Genomic DNA, 21,452 nt, shown 5'->3' with positions numbered 1-21,452 from the left:
ACTGATTACAAAAACAGGTAGCCTAAAATGGATACGAGCAAAAAGTTATCGGCAAGCTATGTGGTTATAGGCGTAAAAGAAAAAATAGGATACGGTTTTGGTGATTTCGCCTCGAATCTGTCATTTGGCTTTGTGTCGTTATTCCTGCTGTTCTTCTACACCAATATTTATGGCATTAGCGCTGTGCAGGCGAGCCTGATTTTTGTTATTGCGCGCGTTATTGATGCTATCTTTAATATTCTGATTGGCTTTGCGATAGATAAAACGCACAGCCGCTATGGGAAATTACGCCCGTGGTTATTATATGGTTCCATTCCGCTGGGTTTCTTAACCGTCCTGTGTTTCCTGCCATTCGGTGGTGAGGCGAAATTTTATTTCGCGCTGCTCTCCTACACCATTTATTGTCTGGCATACACGGCGGTGAATACGCCGTATTCCGCACTGACCAACCGCCTGACTCAGCATGAAGCCTCGCGTTCATCGCTGTCGGTGTACCGCTTTGTGCTGGCCATTGTCGGCTATCTGATTGTGTCCACCACCGCAGACCTGTTGATTTCACCTTTTAATGATAAACAGCTGGGCTATGTCTTTGCCGTCTCCTGCTTTGCGCTGCTGGCGACGTTCCTGTTCCTTGCCTGCTTCGGCATGACCCGGGAGCGCGTGGGCGAGGAAGAAGAGATGACGGCGCCGACGCTTCGGGAAATGCTGCGTGCGGTGATGGGGAATGCGCCGTTGATTAACCTGTCGATGTTTACCATCTTCTTTTATATCGCTTATACCGTCTGGATGGCGATTGCTATCTACTTTATTAAATACATCATCGGCAACGAGGGTTTCACCGCGACGTTCTTTATGATCCAGTCGGCCGCCTATATTGCCGGAACGGTTATCTCGGAAAAAATCATCGCCCTGATGGGCAAAAAAAGAATGACCCTGCTGGCACTGCTGATCGGTGTACTGGGTGTACTGATGCAATACTTCGTCGCTGGTAATAATATCTGGCTGATTATGACCGGGGTATGTCTCTACAGTATTACTTTAGGCATGGGTTTTGTTGCCATGTGGTCAATGATTGCTGATACCGTAGAATATGCGGAGTGGCACCATGGTGTGCGCACCGAGGGTGCCATTTATGGCTTCTTTAATTTCATCACCAAAATAGCGATGGCCATTGGTGGCGGTTGTGCTGGCTGGATGCTCGATTATTATCACTACGATGCCGGGAATATTACTATCAGCGCAATTAACGGTATCAATATTCTGATGACGTTATTCCCCGGAGTAATGTTTGCATTGAGTGCAATATTCGTCGCCTGCTATTCGCTGGATGAAAAAACCTACCGCGATATCGTGCAAAAAATTAGCCTGCGCAAGCAGAATGCGCTGTAACTCAGGGAGCCAGAGAGAATGAATAGCCAATTTACCCGCATTATTGCCGCGATGACGGCGGAAGAGAAAGTCGATTTGCTGACCGGCAACGGCCTGTGGCGAACCGCGTCTTTACCCCAGCACGGCATTGCCGATATCGTGATGACCGACGGCACCTATGGGGTGCGCTACAGCAGCGCACAAATTGACGGCAGTGAAAAGTGGAGCATGGATGACTTCATCTCCGTCATTACCCAGACCGCCGACAAGGCGAACGGGGAGGAGCCTGCCGCCAAAGGCGGGAGCGAAGCCCTGTTCAGCACCTCGCTGCCGGCCACCTGCTTCCCGAACGGCTCGAGCCTCGCCTGTAGCTGGGATATCGATTTGGTGCAGCAGATGGGCCAGGCGCTGGGCAGAGAGTGCCAGCATATGGGCGTAGGTATTTTGCTTGGCCCCGGTATTAACATCCGTCGCACTCCGCTCGCCGGGCGTGGATATGAGTATTACGCCGAAGATCCGGTGGTGAGCGGTGATATCGCTGCCGCGCTGATTAACGGCCTGCAGCAGGAAGGGGTGGGCGCGAGTCTGAAGCACTTCGCGGCCAACAACTCCGAATACCGTCGTACCGAAATGGACTCCGTCGTGGAAGAACGCGCGCTGCGCGAAATCTATCTTGCTGGCTTCAGGAGGGCCATCGACAAGTCTCAACCATGGACGGTGATGTCCTCGTATAACCGCCTGAACGGCGTTCAGACCTCGCAGGATCCGTTCCTGCTCACTCAGGTACTGCGCGAAGAGTGGGGTTACGACGGACTGGTGATGTCTGACTGGTACGGCATTAAAGACCGTCCGGCATCGCTCATGGCGGGCAACGATCTCGCCATGCCGGAAACCCGTCGCGATAAGCAAACCCTGCTGGCAGCCATCAACGCCGGAGAGGTGCCGATGGCGGTCGTGGATACTGCCTGTCTGCGCATGCTTGCGCTGCTGGATAAAGTACAGCGTCATCGCCGCCCGGATACCCAGGCCGATTTCCCGGCACATCACGCGTTATCACAGCATCTGGCTGCAGAATCCATCGTATTACTGAAAAATGACGACAACCTCCTGCCGCTGCGTGCGGAGAAAACGCCGCGCATTGCGGTGCTGGGCAAGCCGGCGCAGGAGCCGGTGATCCAGGGCTCTGGCTGTGCAACGACGGTGCCGTATCTGCTGGACAGACCGCTTGATGAGGTCTTCGACCTCGCGGGCGATGATTTCACTGTGTCGTGGGCGGTGGGGGCACCGGATGACGTTCAAAGCGACGAACAGGCGCTGGCGCAGGCGCGTGAAGTGGCAAGCCAGGCCGATGTGGCGGTGATTTTTGTCAGCACCGCCGTGGGTGAGGACGGTGAGAACGGCGATCGTCATGACCTGAATATTCTGGCGGTGCACGAGCGGCTGATCCACGAAGTTTCGGCGGTTCAGCCGAACGTGGTGGTGGTACTGGCAAACAGCGATGCGGTGGTTATGCCCTGGCTGCCGCAGTGTAAGTCGCTGCTTGAGACCTTCTTTGCCGGTCAGGGAATGGGACGCGCGGTGGCGGAGATCCTCTTCGGTAAACGCAACCCGAGCGGTAAACTGACGGTAACGGTGCCCAATACGCTGGAAGAAACCCCGGCCTGGCTGCATTACCCCGGTGAGAACCTGCAGCACTATTATGGTGAGGGGCTGTTTGTCGGCTACCGCTATTACGATAAACGCCGTATAGCGCCGCTGTTCCCGTTCGGTTTTGGCTTAAGCTACACCCGGTTTACCTACAGTAATCTCACGCTGTCAGCCCCTGAGGCCGGTGAGAACGATACCGTGATGGTATCCTTTGATCTCACCAACAGCGGCGAATGCGCGGGTAAAGAGGTGGTTCAGCTGTACGTCAGCGCTCCGCAGGGCGAACTTATCCGTGAAGAACAGGCGCTGAAGGCGTTCAGTAAAGTGGCGCTGGCCGCCGGTGAAACAACGCGAGTGACCCTGGCGCTGCCGATGGCCGACCTTGCCTGTTATCATCCTGGACTGAAAGCATGGGTGGTGACGCCGGGAGACTGGCAGATCCGGGTCGGTGGGTCTTCCCGTGACCTGCCGCTTGAAGCGGTGCTCAATGTGGCGTGCCCGCCGCGATTTGCACCGCTGCGCGATGATAATTCACTGCAGCAGCTGATTCAGCAGCCGGAGGCCTTTGCCCGTGTGGTGGCGCTGATCGCGAGTAAAAGCCCGGTTAGTCCGGAGCAGATCCGCGAAAAGCTCATCCGCCTGGCGCCGGATCTGTTCTGCGGGCTGCTGATTGCCCTGACCGAGTTTTTAGCGCTCGATATTACGCGCGAAGAACTGAATGCGGTGCTCGCCGGGCATGAGTAACCCTTAATTACAGGAGATGACGCGTGTTTCCCTTTTCGCTGACTCACCCTCGCCAGACTCCCGAAGCCGGGCGACAGACGCAAAACAGCGGCTATGAGCTGATTGCATTCGATGCTGAAAAGCTGAACGTGTTTGCCGCTCAGGTGCGCTACTGTGAGCCACACTGGCACCCTGCGCCAGAGCTGATTACCGTACTGAGCGGGTGTTTTTCGCTGGCGGTGGGCCAGCAAAGCGTTGAGCTTTCCGCGGGAAACATGCTGTATATCAACGCCGAAGAGGTACATTCTTTAAGGGCTGAAGTGGAGGACAGCACGCTGGTGACCGTGCAGTTCTCCCCGGGGCTTTTTGATGAACTGCATCCCGCTCCACGCCTGAACTGGTGTACCCAGGAGCGGCCTGCGGATAACCATCACCGGCAGGTGCGCCAGCGCCTTGTGCACTTACTGGAAGCGATTATCGACTCCCATGCCCCGTTCCAGCGCATTGCTGCCATCTATCTGTTGCTTGATGCACTGACCGCGGCCGGAGAGCCAGACCAGCGCGCAGAGAGTTCGCTGCGTGAAGATGCGATGATAAAGAAGGGTATCGATTATATTAACCAGCATTTCGATCAGCCGCTCAGCCTGAGCGAGGTCGCGAACCACAGCGGCATGAGCTACTCGTGGTTCTCGCGGCTGTTTAAGAAAGTCAGCCGCTACAACTTCAAAGAGTATCTGACGCTGGTGCGGCTCAATAAGGCGCGGACGCTGCTGCGCGATACCCGCACCCCGATAACCGAAATTAGCCATAGCTGCGGCTTTCAGGAGCATAAATACCTGATAGCCGCCTTCAATAAATACTGCGGCCTGACGCCGACAGAGTACCGAAAACGCTACGTCGCGCGGCAAAACCTTCCCGACAGCGAACTGGCCTTAGGGGAAGACTGCCTGTGCCTGCCGCTGAATCAGACGCTTATTGATAAGCTAATGCCTAATAATCAATCCCCATCTGCGCCTTAACGCCGGCATCAAATGCATGCTTCACCGGGCGCAGTTCGCTGACGGTATCGGCAAGCTCGAGAATGTCGCGATGGCAACCGCGGCCGGTAATAATCACCGTTTGTTGTTCCGGGCGCAGGTTCAACGCGCTCAGAACCTCTTCGAGCGGCAGGTAGTCGTAGGCCACCATATAGGTGAGCTCATCGAGCAGGACCATATCCAGCGCCGGATCTGCCAGCATGCGCTTAGCATGCTCCCACACTTCCAGGCAGGAGGCGGTATCGCTCTCGCGGTTCTGGGTGTCCCAGGTAAAGCCGGTGGCCATCACCTGAAACTCAACGCCGTGCGGCTCCAGTAAATTGCGCTCGCCGTTCGGCCAGGTACCTTTGATAAACTGTACGACGCCCACTTTTTTGCCATGTCCCACGGCGCGGGTAGCCGTACCAAAGGCGGCGGTGGTTTTACCTTTGCCGTTGCCGGTAAAAACGATAACAATGCCGCGCTCTTCCTGAGCTGCCGCTACGCGGGCATCCACTTTCTCTTTTACCTTCTGCTGTCGTTCGCGGTAACGTTCTTCACTCATTGCGAGATCCCCGGTTTGCGGCCCGGCTGGGCGTCAAAGGTCATGCCAGTCTTACGACGGCTGTCATCGCCCATCAGCCATAAATAGACCGGCATGATATCGGCGGGTGTTTTCAGTTTTAGCGGATCTTCCGTCGGGAACGCGCTCGCGCGCATGCCGGTGCGGGTTCCGCCCGGGTTGATACAATTGACCCGCAGATGACGGTTTTGATACTCCTCGGCAAGTACCTGCATCATCCCTTCTGTCGCAAATTTGGAGGCCGCGTAGGCTCCCCAGTTGGCGCGGCCTTCACGACCGACGCTTGATGAGGTAAACACCAGCGATCCGGATTCAGACTTCAGTAATAAAGGAAGCAGTGCCTGGGTCAGCATAAAGGTCGCGTTCACGTTCACCTGCATCACCTGTTGCCACACCTCAGGGCGCTGTTCCGCCATCGGTGCCACATCGCCTAACAGACCGGCGTTGTGCAGCACGCCGTCAAGGCGCGGAGCGTGGACGGCAACCTTCTGCGCCAGCTGCTGGCAGGACTCTGGCGTGCAGGTGAGTAAATCGAGGGTAAACCATGAGGCCGGGAGATGGCCTTCATCATGAATCTGTTGGGCGACAGCCCGCAGTTTGTCTTCGTTACGGCCAAGCAGAATGACGCTTGCGCCGTAGCGGGCATAGGTGAGGGCTGCTTCACGGCCAATGCCGTCGCTGGCGCCGGTCACCAGAATAATACGATTTTGCAGCAAATCGCGTTGCGGTTGATAGTGCACGGGGACTCCTGTGGGGTCGCTTTTTCGACCACGCCTGGGTTCTGTTCGTCTGGCTTTCGGGCTTTATGCCCTAAACGGCGCGCTAATACAATCAGCCAGGCGGAAAGATCGTAGAGTTATTAACATTTTGCAACGGTTTCATCGGGCAGAAAAAAAACAGGAAGAGAGCTCGCAGCGTCAAATAACGCCGGAGACGGTAAGCAGGCGGTGTTGTACACTTAGCGCGAATGTTAGGTGATTTTAATCAAGGTGGAAGAGTGGAATTACTGTCTCAGTATGGGTTGTTTTTAGCAAAGATTGTCACGGTGGTGGTTGCGATTGCCATCATTGCTGCACTCATCGTTAACCTGACACAACGTAAACGACAGCGCGGAGAGCTGCGTCTGACTAACCTTAGCGAACAGTATCAGGACATGCAGGAAGATATGTCCGTCGCGATACTGGATCCCCATCAGCAGAAGCTCTGGCATAAGGCGCAAAAGAAAAAGCGCAAGCTTGAGGCGAAAGCAGCCAAAGCGAAGGCCAAACTCAACGTGACCCACGACCACGGTAAACCGCGCGTCTGGGTGCTCGATTTCAAAGGTAGTATGGATGCCCACGAGGTCAGCGGTCTGCGTGAAGAGATAACCGCCGTGCTGGCGGTGGCTAAACCGCAGGATGAAGTGCTGCTGCGTCTCGAAAGCCCCGGCGGGGTGGTCCATGGCTATGGCCTGGCCTCTTCACAGCTCCAGCGTCTGCGCGATAAGTCAATTCCACTCACCGTGGCGGTGGATAAGGTAGCGGCAAGCGGCGGCTACATGATGGCCTGCGTGGCGAATAAAATTGTCGCAGCCCCGTTCTCCATTATTGGCTCTATCGGCGTGGTGGCGCAGATCCCGAACTTTAACCGTTTTCTGAAGGGTAAAGAGATCGACGTCGAATTGCATACTGCCGGGCAGTACAAACGTACCCTGACGATGCTCGGTGAAAATACCGAAGAAGGACGGCAGAAGTTCCGCGAATCGCTAAACGAAACCCACGACCTGTTTAAATCCTTCGTTAAGCAGATGCGTCCGACGCTGGATATCGATCAGGTGGCGACCGGCGAGCACTGGTACGGCGTACAGGCACTGGAGAAAGGGCTGGTTGATGAAGTACGCACCAGCGACGATCTGCTGCTCAGCCTGATTGCCGATCGTGAAGTGATAAGCGTCCGCTATCTGCAAAAGAAAAAGCTGATGGACCGCTTTACCGGCAGCGCCGCAGAGAGCGCGGATAAACTGCTGCTGCGCTGGTGGCAGCGCGGGCAAAAGCCGATGGTCTAAAAAGCAAAACGCGGGGTAAACCCCGCGTTTTTGTTTAATCAATCAGGTGATATTTTTCTGAGAGCTCGTGCGCCAGGTATTTAAACATATTGAAGACCGCGGTGCTCTTCGGGGTAGGCAGCCCTTGTTCATCAAGGAAATACTCACCGCTAAAGACCAACACCCCATTACGTTGCGTGACGCCGGTGGCCTCAATGCCTGCAAGCGTATCTTCATGCTCACGAATGAGTCGGTTAGCTTCTACGAGAAGGGTTTGTCTATCGATAGGTTGGGTATTAGACATCATTCACTCCTGGAAATCTCTGCTGCTAGTTTACGCCCCAAAGGCGCACTCGGGCAAATTTTCCCTTGTCTTTACACGGACATCAAGCACGTGAGGTTGCTGGCAGGATTTGCTTTTGCATGCTAATAAAGTTGCGTAACGAATTTTATCAGGTACAGTGTGACGCTTTCGGCAATCTGGCAACAGATTTGCTTGACATTCGACCGAAAAATCTTCGTGCTATACCACCTGGCGAGAACCGTCAGTACGCTCAGCCATCTGGCACTGGCATTCTGGGGCCGTAACGCTCAGGGGTTGATATCCATTGGCGCTGCCGCAATATCAAGGCTCGTCGCCAGTGGAAGGTGAATCTGTGTGCGATGTATTCTGGAAGAATCAAATTAGGTAAGGTGAATATGGGTAAAGCTCTCGTTATCGTTGAGTCCCCGGCAAAAGCCAAAACGATCAATAAGTATCTGGGAAATGACTACGTGGTTAAGTCCAGCGTCGGTCATATCCGCGATTTGCCGACCAGTGGCTCAGCCTCCAAAAAGAGCGCTGACTCTACCTCCACCAAAACGGCTAAAAAGCCTAAAAAGGATGAACGTGGCGCGCTTGTCAACCGTATGGGCGTTGACCCATGGCATGACTGGAATGCGCACTACGAAGTGCTCCCGGGCAAAGAAAAGGTAGTTTCAGAGCTCAAACAGTTGGCGGAAAAAGCCGACCACATCTATCTCGCAACCGACCTTGACCGCGAAGGGGAAGCCATTGCATGGCACCTGCGGGAAGTGATCGGTGGTGATGAAACGCGATACAGCCGCGTGGTGTTCAACGAAATCACCAAAAACGCGATCCGCCAGGCGTTCGAAAAGCCAGGCGAGCTGAATATCGACCGAGTTAATGCCCAGCAGGCGCGCCGCTTCATGGACCGCGTGGTGGGTTACATGGTGTCTCCGCTGCTGTGGAAGAAAATCGCCCGCGGCTTGTCCGCCGGTCGCGTTCAGTCCGTTGCGGTTCGTCTGGTGGTAGAGCGCGAGCGTGAAATCAAAGCGTTCGTCCCGGAAGAGTACTGGGAAGTCGATGCCAACGTGACGACGCCGGCCGGTGAGAACCTGCCGCTGCAGGTGACACACCAGAAAGATAAGCCGTTCCGCCCGGTGACCGGTGACGAAACAATGGCTGCCGTCGCGCTGCTGGAAAAAGCGCGCTACAGCGTGCTCGATCGCGAAGATAAACCGACCAGCAGCAAGCCTGGCGCGCCGTTTATCACCTCAACGCTCCAGCAGGCTGCCAGCACCCGTCTGGGCTACGGCGTGAAGAAAACCATGATGATGGCCCAGCGTCTGTATGAAGCGGGTTACATCACCTATATGCGTACTGACTCCACCAACCTGAGCCAGGACGCGGTCAGCATGGTGCGCGACTATATCAGCGACAACTTCGGCAAAAAATATCTGCCGGAGAATGCGAACCAGTACGCCAGCAAAGAAAATTCCCAGGAAGCGCACGAAGCTATTCGTCCGTCTGACGTCTCCGTTCTGGCTGAAAGCCTGAAGGATATGGAAGCCGACGCGCAGAAACTGTATCAGCTTATCTGGCGCCAGTTTGTCGCCTGCCAGATGACGCCGGCCCAGTACGACTCAACCACCCTGACGGTGGAAGCCTCTGAGTTCAAACTGAAGGCGCGCGGTCGTACCCTGCGCTTCGACGGCTGGACCAAAGTGATGCCCGCGCTGCGTAAAGGCGATGAAGATCGCACGCTGCCGGCGGTGAATAAGGGCGATACGCTGTCCCTGATTGAAGTGCTGCCTGCGCAGCACTTCACCAAACCGCCAGCGCGTTTCAGCGAAGCCTCTCTGGTGAAAGAGCTGGAAAAACGCGGTATCGGTCGTCCGTCTACCTACGCGTCAATCATCTCCACCATCCAGGATCGTGGCTATGTGCGTGTGGAAAACCGTCGCTTCTATGCCGAAAAAATGGGTGAGATCGTCACCGATCGTCTGGAAGACAACTTCCGCGACCTGATGAACTACGATTTCACCGCCCAGATGGAAGATCACCTCGATGAGGTGGCTAACCATAAGGCGGAATGGAAGCAGGTACTGGATAACTTCTTCGGTGATTTTACTCGTCAGCTGGAAACGGCAGAGAAAGATCCAGAAGAGGGCGGCATGCAGCCGAACCAGATGGTGCTGACCAGCATCGACTGCCCGACCTGTGGCCGTAAGATGGGGATCCGTACCGCCAGCACCGGGGTATTCCTCGGCTGTTCAGGCTATGCGCTGCCGCCGAAAGAACGTTGCAAAACCACCATTAACCTGGTGCCGGAAAACGAAGTGCTCAACGTGCTGGAAGGCGACGACGCTGAAACCAACGCGCTGCGCGCCAAGCGTCGCTGCCTGAAATGCGGCACGGCGATGGACAGCTACCTCATCGATCCGAAGCGCAAGCTGCACGTCTGTGGTAACAACCCGACCTGCGACGGCTACGAAATCGAAGAAGGTGAATTCCGCATCAAGGGCTATGACGGTCCTGTCGTCGAGTGTGAAAAATGTGGTTCTGAAATGCACCTGAAAATGGGGCGTTTTGGTAAGTACATGGCCTGCACCAACGACGACTGTAAGAACACGCGTAAAATCCTGCGTAACGGGGATGTGGCGCCGCCGAAAGAAGATCCGGTCCCGCTGCCGGAGCTGCCGTGTGAGAAATCTGACGCCTGGTTCGTACTGCGTGACGGCGCTGCCGGGGTCTTCCTGGCTGCCAACACCTTCCCGAAATCACGTGAGACCCGCGCGCCGCTGGTGGAAGAGCTGTACCGCTTCCGCGATCGTCTGCCGGAAAAACTGCGTTATCTGGCCGATGCGCCGCAGACCGACGCAGAAGGCAACAAGACCATGGTCCGCTTCAGCCGTAAGACCAAACAGCAGTATGTCTCGTCAGAAAAAGACGGCAAGGCAACCGGCTGGTCAGCCTTCTTTGTTGACGGTAAGTGGGTGGAAGGTAAGAAGTAATTTCTGCCTGACCGGGTAGCATTTTTGTGAAAGGGCCGCTTAGCGGCCCTTTTTTTATAACAGCGTTATTATTTTTTAGTCACATCTATACAGTTCGGGTATAAATGATATAGTGGTTATAGTTAACCACCTTCTTATACTCAAATCGTCTTAAACGATGAGTCGTCAGCGCTAATCGGGTACCTGCATGAAACTACAGCAACTCCGCTATATCGTTGAGGTTGTCAATCACAATCTCAACGTTTCATCGACGGCTGAAGGGCTCTACACCTCGCAGCCTGGCATCAGCAAGCAGGTACGCATGCTGGAAGATGAGCTGGGGGTCCAGATCTTCGCCCGCAGCGGCAAGCATCTTACCCAGGTCACCCCGGCAGGGCAGGAGATCATCCGCATCGCCCGTGAGGTGCTGTCGAAGGTCGAAGCCATTAAATCGGTTGCCGGTGAGCACACCTGGCCTGATAAAGGCTCGCTGTACGTCGCCACCACCCACACCCAGGCTCGTTATGCGCTTCCCGGCGTGATTAAGGGCTTTATCGAGCGCTATCCTCGCGTGTCTCTGCACATGCATCAGGGATCGCCGACGCAGATTGCTGAGGCGGTCTCAAAAGGCAATGCGGACTTCGCCATTGCCACCGAAGCGCTGCATCTCTATGACGATCTGGTGATGCTGCCGTGCTATCACTGGAACCGCTCGATTGTGGTGACCCCCGATCACCCCCTGGCGGCGAAATCGTCGGTCACTATTGAAGAGCTGGCGCAGTACCCGCTGGTGACCTATACCTTCGGCTTCACCGGGCGTTCAGAGCTTGATACGGCGTTCAACCGCGCTGGTCTGACGCCGCGCATCGTCTTTACCGCCACCGACGCTGACGTGATAAAAACCTATGTACGCCTCGGTCTTGGCGTTGGGGTGATTGCCAGCATGGCTGTAGATCCGGATTCAGACCCGGATCTGGTGAAACTCGATGCGCAGGGCGTTTTCAGCCACAGTACCACCAAGATTGGCTTCCGTCGCAGCACCTTCCTGAGAAGCTATATGTATGATTTTATTCAACGATTCGCCCCACACCTGACGCGCGACGTCGTCGATACCGCCGTGGCGCTCCGCTCTAATGAAGAGATAGAGGCGATGTTTAAAGATATTAAGTTGCCAGAGAAATAATACCGTCAGTGATAAATAAAATCCCCTCTCCAAGGGGGGATTTCGTGAATAAGATCACTAAAGCTAAATTAGAATTGCCTGCATTATCATTCTTTCGTGACAATTCCCCGCGCCGCTTCCATTCGTAAGTTTCATCTCACATCATGCGCTGTGAGCAAAGTAGAAACTATTTCTCCGCTATGCAAATTTTGCCGTTCAATTATTTCTTCGACGTCAAAAGATTAAATAATTCCATGGAATTGATTGGCAAATTCACTGGATTTTTGACTAAATTTTAATTAGGATTTATCCCAATGACGATTAATTGCGCCAATTGTTTGGTGCTTTAGCGATAAGTGAAATCTATCATATGAGGTTAGCAATGCCATCAGGAAGCGAAGAGCCGCAAAGGGATCCGGCACTTAAGCGTAAAGCCTGGCTAGCGGTTTTTGTGGGTTCCACTGTGTTCTGGGTCGTTATCGCCGTACTTATCTGGAAATATTGGGGTTAACTATGGTTGTTTCTGGTCAATCTGTAGTCGTTAAGCCAGTGTGTCAGTCAGATGAACAGTGCGAACCATCTGAGAAGGTGGTGGCAACGTCTGTTCCGGAGTCCTGGAAGTTAACTCCGCAGCAGAAAGCTTTTATTGAAGCGTTCATCGAAGAAACTCCGGCCCAGAAAAAATAATAAATTATTAATTAACCCATCTTTTCGTCAGGATTTATTTCCCGACAGCATGGTTGTATTTACACGACAGCAATAATGTGCTGCCACTACGATGGCAGTGTTCAGGAATGAATATTATTAACGGGTGTGAATATGACTAATAATCATAGCGATATGAAATACTGGTCGTGGATGGTTGCCTTCCTGCTGTCAATTCTCTTCTGGAGCGAACTGGCACATCTCTTCATCAGTTAATCGATCGTCAAACCCGGCCCGTGCGTCGGGTATTGTTTTTACGGCAGTTTTCACCGATTTTATCAATTCGGGTTGTTATCAAATCGTTACGACATGTTTGTGTTATCTTTAATGACAGACCCTGTGGATTATCAGGGAATCCAATCTCTGCCATTAAGGAGGAGCTATGTCGTCGACCCTACGAACAGCCAGTAAGGATACATTGCAGGTCAAAGATAAAACGTATCACTACTACAGCCTGCCGCTGGCATCTAAAACCCTCGGGGATATTTCCCGTCTTCCCAAATCTCTCAAAGTTCTGCTCGAAAACCTCCTGCGCTGGCAGGACGGGGATTCCGTAACCGAGCAAGATATCCAGGCGCTGGCCGGATGGCTTAAAAACGCCCACGCCGATCGCGAAATCGCCTATCGCCCGGCTCGCGTACTGATGCAGGACTTTACCGGCGTACCGGCGGTGGTGGATCTGGCCGCCATGCGTGAGGCCGTGAAGCGCCTGGGGGGAGATACCGCTAAAGTCAACCCGTTGTCACCGGTTGATCTGGTCATTGACCACTCGGTGACCGTAGACCACTTTGGCGATGATAGCGCTTTTGAAGAAAACGTTCGTCTGGAGATGGAGCGTAACCACGAACGCTACGTCTTTCTGCGCTGGGGCCAGCAGGCGTTTAGCCGCTTCAGCGTGGTGCCACCGGGCACCGGCATCTGCCACCAGGTGAATCTGGAATACCTTGGCAAAGCCGTCTGGAGCGAAGAACAGAACGGGGAGTGGGTGGCTTATCCGGATACCCTGGTCGGTACTGATTCCCACACGACGATGATCAACGGCCTCGGCGTGCTGGGCTGGGGCGTGGGTGGCATTGAAGCGGAAGCAGCGATGCTCGGCCAACCGGTCTCGATGCTCATTCCGGACGTCGTCGGCTTCAAGCTGACCGGCAAACTGCGCGAAGGGATCACCGCAACCGACCTCGTGCTTACCGTCACGCAGATGCTGCGTAAACACGGCGTGGTGGGTAAATTTGTTGAATTCTACGGCGATGGACTGGATTCATTGCCGCTTGCCGATCGGGCCACCATCGGTAACATGTCGCCGGAATATGGCGCGACCTGCGGCTTCTTCCCCATCGATGGCGTGACCCTCGATTACATGCGCCTCAGCGGGCGTAGCGAAGAACAGATTGCGCTGGTAGAGGCGTACGCTAAAGCGCAGGGGATGTGGCGTAATACGGGTGATGCACCGGTATTTACCAGCACGCTTGAGCTTGATATGGGCGACGTCGAGGCAAGCCTTGCCGGGCCAAAACGCCCGCAGGATCGCGTAGCGCTTGGCGATGTCCCGAAAGCCTTCAACGCCAGTAACGAGCTGGAAATCAACGCCGCGCAGAAAGACCACCGTCCGGTGGATTTTTCGCTGAACGGTCAACAGTATCAACTGCCGGAAGGCGCGGTGGTGATTGCCGCGATCACCTCCTGTACTAACACTTCTAACCCGAGCGTGCTGATGGCCGCCGGTTTGCTGGCGCGTAACGCGGTAAAACGCGGTCTGAAACCGCAGCCGTGGGTCAAAGCCTCGCTGGCGCCAGGCTCAAAAGTGGTTTCTGACTACCTTGCACACGCGAAGCTCACGCCGTTCCTGGATGAGCTGGGCTTTAACCTGGTGGGTTACGGGTGTACCACCTGTATTGGTAACTCTGGCCCGCTGCCGGAGCCTATTGAAACCGCCATCAAGCAGGGCGATCTGACGGTGGGCGCGGTGCTTTCCGGTAACCGTAACTTTGAAGGGCGTATCCACCCGCTGGTGAAAACCAACTGGCTGGCCTCACCGCCGCTGGTGGTCGCCTATGCGCTGGCCGGTAACATGAACGTTAACCTGACGACCGATCCGCTGGGCCAGGACCAGAATGGCAACCCGGTGTATCTGAAGGATATCTGGCCGAGCGGTCAGGATATTGCCCGTGCGGTAGACGAAGTCTCGACGGAGATGTTCCACAAAGAGTACGCCGAGGTGTTTGAAGGTACGCCGGAGTGGAAGGCCATCAAAGTCACGCGCTCAGATACCTACGGCTGGCAGGATGATTCAACCTACATCCGCCTCTCGCCATTCTTCGATGAGATGGGCGTGAAGCCGGATCCGGTTGAAGATATTCACGGGGCGCGAGTGCTGGCGATGCTGGGAGATTCGGTCACAACAGACCACATTTCACCGGCCGGGAGCATCAAAGCCGACAGCCCGGCAGGGCGCTATCTGCAAAATCATGGCGTTGAGCGTCGGGATTTTAACTCCTACGGCTCACGTCGCGGCAACCACGAGGTTATGATGCGTGGCACCTTCGCCAACATCCGTATTCGTAACGAAATGGTCCCGGGCGTCGAAGGTGGTATGACGCGGCACCTGCCGGAAACCGAGGCTATCTCTATTTACGATGCGGCAATGAAGTACAAAGACGAGGGAACACCGCTCGCGGTTATTGCAGGTAAAGAGTATGGATCAGGCTCCAGCCGTGACTGGGCAGCTAAAGGGCCGCGTCTGCTGGGGGTGCGAGTGGTGATTGCCGAGTCCTTTGAGCGTATTCACCGCTCTAACCTGATAGGGATGGGGATCCTGCCGCTGGAATTGCCGCACGGTGAGACGCGTAAAACGTTGAAGCTGACCGGGGAAGAGCGGATTGATATCGTTAATCTTAATCAGATTAAGCCGGGGGGAGTGATTCCGGTGACGTTAACCCGCGCGGATGGTAGCAAAGAGACGCTGCAGTGCCGCTGCCGTATCGATACGGCAACGGAGCTCACCTACTACCAGAACGACGGTATTTTGCATTACGTGATACGCAATATGCTGAACTAAACGAAAAGGGCCAACTCAGCGTTGGCCCTTTCATTTTTTAGCGTTGCTTTTGAGCCTACTCGCTCAGCAGGTGGCCCATTTTTGCGGCCTTGGTATCAAGATAGTGTTCGTTTTTCGGATTACGACCGACCAGCAGCGGAACGCGCTCAATGATGTTGATGCCCGCTTCGGTCAGCACTTCCACTTTCTTCGGGTTATTGGTCAGCAGACGCACTTCATCCACGCCGAGCAGTTTGAACATATCGGCACAGAGGGTGAAATCACGCTCGTCGGCGGCAAAGCCCAGTTGATGGTTGGCTTCCACCGTGTCATAGCCCTGGTCCTGCAGCGCATAAGCGCGAATTTTATTCAGCAGGCCAATATTACGACCCTCCTGGCGGTGATACAGCAGGACGCCACGGCCTTCTTCTGCAATATGTGTCAGGGCCGCTTCCAGCTGAAAACCGCAATCACAGCGCAGGCTAAAGAGCGCGTCGCCCGTCAGGCACTCCGAATGTACGCGTGCCAGAACCGGTTGTTGCCCGGAAATATCGCCAAAGACCAGGGCCACGTGATCCTGCCCGGTTGCCAGTTCTTCAAAGCCCACCATCAGGAAATCGCCCCAGGGGGTTGGCAGTTTGGCTTCTGCCACACGTTTAAGCTGCATGTGATTCTCCAGATTACGCCAGCACGCAATGTGCTTTCTGTTTCCCTTTATTTTGCCACATTGCGACGGACTTCACCTAATTGCCTGCAAACGCTGCTGCACAAACTGCAAAATTTTACCACTTTGAGCGAAATACGCATTTTCAGTTATGATGACAGCAGAAAGGGAAAAAGGAGTGAAAATGCTGTCGATTGCCCGACGTATCGCCATCGGTACTGCTGTATTACTTATCATGCCCGCTGCGGTATGGATCTCAGGCTGGCGATGGCAGCCTGGCGCTGACAGCGGGTGGTTAAAGGCCATGTGGTGGGTCACCGAAACGGTAACGCAGCCGTGGGGTATTATCACGCACGTGCTGTTGTGCGGGTGGTTCCTTTGGTGCCTGCGGTATCGTCTGCGCGCCGCCGTGATGTTGTTTGCCATCCTTGCCGGCGCGATCCTCGTCGGGCAGGGCATGAAATCGTGGGTGAAAGAGCAGGTTCAGGAGCCGCGTCCCTTCGTCGTCTGGCTGGAAAAAACACAGCAGGTACCGACGTCTGCGTTCTACAATTTAAAGCGTAAGGCACGCGGAGCCCTGGTGGAAAAACAGCTCACGCAACAAACAGAAATTCCTCAATTTTTACGCCTTCATTGGCAAAAAGAGACCGGATTTGCTTTTCCCTCCGGCCACACCATGTTTGCCGCGACCTGGGCACTGTTAGGCGTTGGGCTATTATGGCCGCGCCGTCGGACGCTGACCATTGTTGTTCTGCTGGTATGGGCTACTGCGGTGATGGGGAGTCGGCTGCTGTTGGGAATGCACTGGCCGCAGGATTTAATCGTGGCGACTTTGATGTCCGGGCTGCTGGTCACCATCGCCACATGGCTTGCACAAAAAGTCTGTGGGCCACTGACGCCACCGATAGAAGAAGTGCCGGAAATTAAAAAGCGCGAGCAGGAAGGGCCGTAAGGGTTGATTTTCTCCTGTGTTAACCGCAGATCCTGTGGGTGGAATGCGGTTAACCGTTTCGCCGGTGCAGCGAAGATGGTACTTTATAGGGCTGGAAGCGCCATGCTGCATATAATTTATTCGCACAAACCGCATAACGGGAAGTCATGTGAAATATTTACTCATTTTCTTAGTGGTGTTGGCTGTCTTTGTTATCTCAGTGACGCTGGGGGCGCAAAACGATCAGCTGGTGAACTTCAATTATCTTCTGGCGCAGGGCGAGTTCAGAGTGTCAACGCTTCTGGCAACGCTGTTTGCGGCCGGGTTTGTCATCGGTTGGCTGGTGTGCGGCATTTTCTGGCTGCGCGTCCGGGTCGGACTGATGCGCGCTGAGCGAAAAATTAAACGCCTTGAGCAGCAGATTGCACCGGCAACGGTCACCACGTCAGAACCGGCTGCTCCGGCCGTGAAGGAATAATTATCTATGCTGGAGTTGTTGTTTCTGCTTCTGCCCGTTGCGGCTGCCTACGGCTGGTATATGGGGCGCAGAAGTGCACAACAGTCTAAAGCAGACGATGCTAACCGTTTATCCCGTGACTACGTCGCGGGGGTTAACTTCCTGCTCAGCAATCAGCAAGATAAGGCGGTAGACCTGTTCCTCGATATGCTTAAAGAGGATACCGGTACCGTCGAAGCCCACCTGACGCTTGGCAACCTGTTCCGCTCCCGCGGCGAAGTTGACCGCGCCATCCGTATTCACCAGACCTTAATGGAAAGCGCTTCGCTGACCTACGAGCAGCGCCTGCTGGCCGTACAGCAACTGGGCCGTGACTACATGGCTGCCGGGATGTACGACCGCGCCGAAGATATGTTCAGCCAGCTGGTGGATGAAACCGATTTTCGCATTAGCGCACTGCAGCAGCTGCTGCAAATCTACCAGGCCACCAGCGAGTGGCAGAAAGCCATCGACGTCGCCGAACGTCTGGTGAAGCTCGGCAAAGAAAAGCACCGTGCGGAAATCGCGCACTTCTGGTGCGAGCTGGCGCTGCAGCAGATGGCAAATAACGACATGGATAAAGCCATGACGCTCCTGAAGAAAGGAGCGTCGGCAGATCGCAACAGCGCGCGTATCTCTATCATGATGGGGCGCGTGTGGATGGCGAAAGGCGACTACGCGAAAGCGGTAGAGAGCCTGCTGCGGGTTATCGATCAGGACAAAGAGCTGGTTAGTGAAACGCTCGATATGCTCCAGACCTGTTACCAGCAGCTCGGTAAAGATGACGAGTGGGAAACCTTCCTGCGCCGCTGCGTGGAAGAGAACACCGGTGCGACCGCAGAGCTGATGCTGGCTCAGGTCATGGAGCAAAAAGAGGGGGGCGACAGCGCCCAGACCTACATTACCCGTCAGCTACAGCGCCACCCGACGATGCGCGTCTTCCACAAACTGATGGATTACCACCTCAATGAAGCGGAAGAAGGGCGTGCGAAAGAGAGCCTGATGGTACTGCGCGACATGGTAGGCGAACAGGTTCGCAGTAAACCGCGTTACCGCTGCCAGAAGTGCGGGTTTACCGCCTATACCCTGTACTGGCACTGCCCGTCCTGCCGTGCCTGGTCAACCGTGAAGCCAATTCGCGGCCTCGATGGGCAGTGATTTTTAAAAAAATCTGATTTTAGTTACAACATACTACTCGTGTTTAACCGCTCATCACCTCGGCATCGTGCCACCATTGTCGGGCAGGGAATCGGACCTGTTAATTTGCTGACTTCCCCGGTAGAATGCTCGCCGTTTACCTTTTTCGCGCCTGAACTGCGCCCATCAACAAGAAGGTCCGCTCATGACGTCTACCGTTTCATCTCCTTCCTCCGTGGTTACCGCTTCTCCCGTTGTTGTTGCACTCGATTACAACAACCGTGACAACGCGCTGGCATTTGTCGACCGTATCGACCCGCGTGATTGCCGTCTGAAAGTCGGAAAAGAGATGTTCACCCTGTTCGGGCCACAGTTTGTCCGCGAGTTGCAGCAGCGTGGGTTCGAGATTTTTCTCGATCTCAAATTCCATGATATTCCTAATACCACGGCGCATGCGGTAGCCGCCGCGGCCGATCTCGGCGTCTGGATGGTGAACGTCCATGCTTCCGGTGGGGCACGTATGATGACCGCGGCGCGTGAAGCTCTGCTACCCTTTGGTAAAGATGCGCCGTTGCTGATTGCCGTTACCGTGCTCACCAGTATGGAAGCGAGCGATCTGCAGGACCTCGGTGTGACGTTGTCACCTGCTGATTACGCCTCTCGTCTGGCGGCGCTGACCCAAAAATGCGGGCTGGATGGCGTGGTCTGCTCTGCTCAGGAAGCGGTGCGCTTCAAACAGGAGCTGGGCCAGGCGTTCAAACTGGTGACTCCGGGCATTCGTCCGGCCGGCAGCGATGCAGGCGATCAGCGTCGTATCATGACGCCAGAACAGGCGTTGAGTGCCGGAGTGGACTACATGGTCATCGGTCGTCCGGTTACCCAATCGGCGGATCCGGCGCAAACCCTGCGTGATATCAACGCGTCATTGCGTCAGGAGTAACCATGAGTGATTCCAACAGCCGCCTGGTGTATTCCACCGAAAGCGGCCGGATCGACGAACCTAAAGCCGTTGTTGAGCGTCCGAAAGGCGACGGTATTGTCCGCATTCAGCGTCAGACCAGCGGGCGCAAGGGAAAGGGCGTGTGCCTGATTACCGGTATTGACGCCGACGATGCCACCCTCACCAAACTGGCGGCTGAGCTTAAAAAGAAATGCGGTTGCGGCGGGGCGTTGAAAGATGGCGTTATCGAAATTCAGGGTGACAAGCGTGATCTGATTAAATCACTGCTCGAAGCCAAAGGCATGAAGGTCAAACTGGCGGGCGGTTAAAATATATTCTTTTTACCCGGCTGCAATAAATTGGGCCACGGGGAAAATCCCCGTGGCCCATATTTTTGGTGCGTAAGTCAGACCTGAATAACCGAATACTTTATTATCGTTATGGGGTCGTCGAGGCTTATTTACCCACCTGATGACCGATAAGACCACCTACTGCTGCGCCGCCCAGCGTGCCCAGCGCACTGCCGTCGGTTAATACAGCACCACCGATGGCACCGGCGCCTGCACCGATAGCGGTGTTACGATCACGCTTGGACATGTTAGAACATGCGCTCAGTGACATTACCAGGGTTACTGCCACTACAGCCGCGGCCATTTTTTTGCTCATTGAAGTCATCATCTTATTTTCTCCTGAATATACGATTCATGGAAAAGACACCTTTTAAGCATAGTACGTTTGGTACTCACTTAACGGAATTCCATAAAACGGGTATGCGTATTGAACAAGCCGTGTAAAAAATCACGCAGGTGATAATCACATCCTGTTATATCGCTAATATTAATTTTACGTTTTTTGGCTTGACCAGACAGGTAAAAACTCTGAATTGCCGCTTCGGAAAACTCTCATACCGATAGCGTCAGGAAGCTCGAATGAAGAAAGAAAAGCCCGGCAGCGCAGCGCTCACCGGGCCTGGAAGAGAGAAGAGGCTAACTACAACGAACGATATCGACCTTCAGACCACTCTGTTCGAGCTGCATCTGGATGGAGGTGGCAAGGTTGTTGTCGGTAATCACCCGGCTGAATTTGTTAACCGGATCTAACGTGTATGGATGGACTGCGCCAAATTTAGAGCTGTCGCTCAACACGATAGCCTCGCCGCCTTTTTCCAGCACGCCATTTACCACATCGGTGCGCATCATATCGCGGCCGGTAAAGCCGGTTTCCGGCGACCAGCCGTCAATGCCGATAAAGGCTTTGCTGAAGTGCATCTGCTGAAGGTACTGCCGGGTAAGCGGGCCGACCATGCTTTCGCTTTTCTTCTGGTAGATACCGCCAAGCAGAATCACTTCGCCAGGCGTTTCTTTCAGCAGGTGAGCGATATAGCTACTGACCGTGATGATCGTAACGTCGCCACGCTCGGCGAGCGTGCGGGCAAGCAGGGCGTTGCTGCTGCCGTTCTCGATAAATACGGTCTCTCCCGGGGTGACCAGTGACGCAGCAAAGGCTGCCAGGTCGCGCTTCAGGGAGAAATTATTCATCATCCGCGTCTCCATATCCTCACTGTCGAGAGGTACGGCAAAACCGTGGGTACGACGCAGATAGTTCTGCTTTTCCAGTAAGTTCAGGTCCTGGCGGATGGTCACTTCCGAGACGCCGGTCATTCTGGCGAGATCGGAGACGCTCATTCGGCCTTTATCGATAACCATTTGCAGGATGGATTGTTGTCGGGCGTTCATAGCAACTT

General features: G+C 54.6%; 20 protein-coding genes. 14 read left to right on the top strand and 6 right to left on the bottom strand.

Annotated features, from left to right (window positions below; genetic code table 11):
• The first annotated feature begins 27 nt into the window (after positions 1 to 27).
• The 3 genes from C7387_RS07310 to C7387_RS07300 are packed head-to-tail and all read left to right on the top strand — an operon-like array spanning position 28 to position 4,757.
• The gene (locus C7387_RS07310) at positions 28 to 1,389 is read left to right on the top strand and encodes an MFS transporter (RefSeq protein WP_120816401.1); all 1,362 of its coding nucleotides are present in this window, start codon (positions 28 to 30) and stop codon (positions 1,387 to 1,389) included.
• Positions 1,390 to 1,407: 18 nt separating this feature from the next.
• Positions 1,408 to 3,759, top strand: a complete 2,352-nt coding sequence (locus C7387_RS07305; RefSeq protein WP_120816400.1) for a beta-glucosidase — start codon at positions 1,408 to 1,410, stop codon at positions 3,757 to 3,759.
• Positions 3,760 to 3,782: 23 nt separating this feature from the next.
• Positions 3,783 to 4,757 (top strand): helix-turn-helix transcriptional regulator, encoded by a 975-nt coding sequence (locus tag C7387_RS07300; protein WP_120816399.1) that lies wholly within the window; start codon positions 3,783 to 3,785, stop codon positions 4,755 to 4,757.
• Here C7387_RS07300 and cobO read toward each other — a convergent pair.
• Positions 4,729 to 5,319, bottom strand: a complete 591-nt coding sequence (cobO, locus tag C7387_RS07295) for a cob(I)yrinic acid a,c-diamide adenosyltransferase (protein ID WP_120816398.1) — start codon at positions 5,317 to 5,319, stop codon at positions 4,729 to 4,731. The two genes, C7387_RS07300 and cobO, sit on opposite strands and share 29 nt — an antisense overlap.
• Positions 5,316 to 6,077, bottom strand: a complete 762-nt coding sequence (locus C7387_RS07290; protein WP_120816397.1) for a YciK family oxidoreductase — start codon at positions 6,075 to 6,077, stop codon at positions 5,316 to 5,318. Before C7387_RS07290 ends, cobO begins: the two co-directional genes overlap by 4 nt.
• A gap of 257 nt (positions 6,078 to 6,334) precedes the next feature.
• Here C7387_RS07290 and sohB point away from each other — a divergent pair, with 257 nt between their 5' ends.
• Positions 6,335 to 7,381, top strand: coding sequence for a protease SohB (gene sohB / locus C7387_RS07285; RefSeq protein WP_038257870.1), 1,047 nt, complete (start codon positions 6,335 to 6,337; stop codon positions 7,379 to 7,381).
• A 34-nt stretch (positions 7,382 to 7,415) separates the two neighbouring features.
• On the opposite strand, the gene C7387_RS07280 is transcribed toward sohB, so the two are convergent.
• Positions 7,416 to 7,667 (bottom strand): YciN family protein, encoded by a 252-nt coding sequence (locus C7387_RS07280; protein WP_120816396.1) that lies wholly within the window; start codon positions 7,665 to 7,667, stop codon positions 7,416 to 7,418.
• Positions 7,668 to 8,059: 392 nt separating this feature from the next.
• On the opposite strand from C7387_RS07280, the gene topA reads away from it, so the two are divergent.
• The 5 genes from topA to acnA all read left to right on the top strand — a co-directional run bounded on the left by topA (position 8,060) and on the right by acnA (position 15,561).
• The gene (gene topA / locus C7387_RS07275) at positions 8,060 to 10,657 is read left to right on the top strand and encodes a type I DNA topoisomerase (protein ID WP_120816395.1); all 2,598 of its coding nucleotides are present in this window, start codon (positions 8,060 to 8,062) and stop codon (positions 10,655 to 10,657) included.
• A 187-nt stretch (positions 10,658 to 10,844) separates the two neighbouring features.
• Entirely contained in the window at positions 10,845 to 11,819 is a 975-nt protein-coding gene (gene cysB, locus C7387_RS07270; RefSeq protein ID WP_006819715.1) for an HTH-type transcriptional regulator CysB, read from the top strand.
• A gap of 340 nt (positions 11,820 to 12,159) precedes the next feature.
• A complete protein-coding gene (locus tag C7387_RS07265; RefSeq protein WP_475556569.1) occupies positions 12,160 to 12,309 on the top strand; it encodes a YmiA family putative membrane protein in 150 nt (49 codons plus the stop codon).
• Between the two features lie 308 nt (positions 12,310 to 12,617).
• A complete protein-coding gene (ymiC, locus tag C7387_RS23130) occupies positions 12,618 to 12,719 on the top strand; it encodes a small membrane protein YmiC (RefSeq protein WP_237723264.1) in 102 nt (33 codons plus the stop codon).
• Between the two features lie 166 nt (positions 12,720 to 12,885).
• On the top strand, positions 12,886 to 15,561 hold the full coding sequence (gene acnA, locus C7387_RS07260; protein WP_120816394.1) for an aconitate hydratase AcnA: 2,676 nt from the start codon (positions 12,886 to 12,888) through the stop codon (positions 15,559 to 15,561).
• Positions 15,562 to 15,616: 55 nt separating this feature from the next.
• Here acnA and ribA read toward each other — a convergent pair whose 3' ends face one another.
• Positions 15,617 to 16,207: a GTP cyclohydrolase II gene (gene ribA, locus C7387_RS07255; RefSeq protein WP_006819720.1), complete on the bottom strand. Its 591-nt coding sequence runs from the start codon at positions 16,205 to 16,207 to the stop codon at positions 15,617 to 15,619.
• A 181-nt stretch (positions 16,208 to 16,388) separates the two neighbouring features.
• Between ribA and pgpB the strand changes: the two genes are divergently transcribed.
• The 5 genes from pgpB to yciH all read left to right on the top strand — a co-directional run bounded on the left by pgpB (position 16,389) and on the right by yciH (position 20,037).
• On the top strand, positions 16,389 to 17,156 hold the full coding sequence (pgpB, locus tag C7387_RS07250; protein WP_120816393.1) for a phosphatidylglycerophosphatase B: 768 nt from the start codon (positions 16,389 to 16,391) through the stop codon (positions 17,154 to 17,156).
• A gap of 148 nt (positions 17,157 to 17,304) precedes the next feature.
• Entirely contained in the window at positions 17,305 to 17,613 is a 309-nt protein-coding gene (locus tag C7387_RS07245) for a LapA family protein (RefSeq protein ID WP_006819722.1), read from the top strand.
• Positions 17,614 to 17,619: 6 nt separating this feature from the next.
• Positions 17,620 to 18,789: a lipopolysaccharide assembly protein LapB gene (gene lapB / locus C7387_RS07240; protein ID WP_006819723.1), complete on the top strand. Its 1,170-nt coding sequence runs from the start codon at positions 17,620 to 17,622 to the stop codon at positions 18,787 to 18,789.
• A gap of 184 nt (positions 18,790 to 18,973) precedes the next feature.
• Positions 18,974 to 19,708: an orotidine-5'-phosphate decarboxylase gene (gene pyrF, locus C7387_RS07235; protein WP_120816392.1), complete on the top strand. Its 735-nt coding sequence runs from the start codon at positions 18,974 to 18,976 to the stop codon at positions 19,706 to 19,708.
• Between the two features lie 2 nt (positions 19,709 to 19,710).
• Entirely contained in the window at positions 19,711 to 20,037 is a 327-nt protein-coding gene (gene yciH, locus C7387_RS07230) for a stress response translation initiation inhibitor YciH (RefSeq protein WP_006819725.1), read from the top strand.
• A gap of 127 nt (positions 20,038 to 20,164) precedes the next feature.
• On the opposite strand, the gene osmB is transcribed toward yciH, so the two are convergent.
• Complete coding sequence (osmB, locus tag C7387_RS07225; RefSeq protein ID WP_038257900.1) at positions 20,165 to 20,383, bottom strand: osmotically-inducible lipoprotein OsmB; 219 nt, start codon at positions 20,381 to 20,383, stop codon at positions 20,165 to 20,167.
• A gap of 311 nt (positions 20,384 to 20,694) precedes the next feature.
• Entirely contained in the window at positions 20,695 to 21,444 is a 750-nt protein-coding gene (yciT, locus tag C7387_RS07220; protein WP_006819727.1) for a DNA-binding transcriptional regulator YciT, read from the bottom strand.
• Between the last annotated feature and the right edge of the window lie 8 nt (positions 21,445 to 21,452).

Source organism: Yokenella regensburgei (genome assembly GCF_003634235.1).
GTDB classification, from domain to species: Bacteria; Pseudomonadota; Gammaproteobacteria; order Enterobacterales; family Enterobacteriaceae; genus Yokenella; species Yokenella regensburgei.
This window is presented reverse-complemented; position numbering and strand designations above follow the sequence as displayed.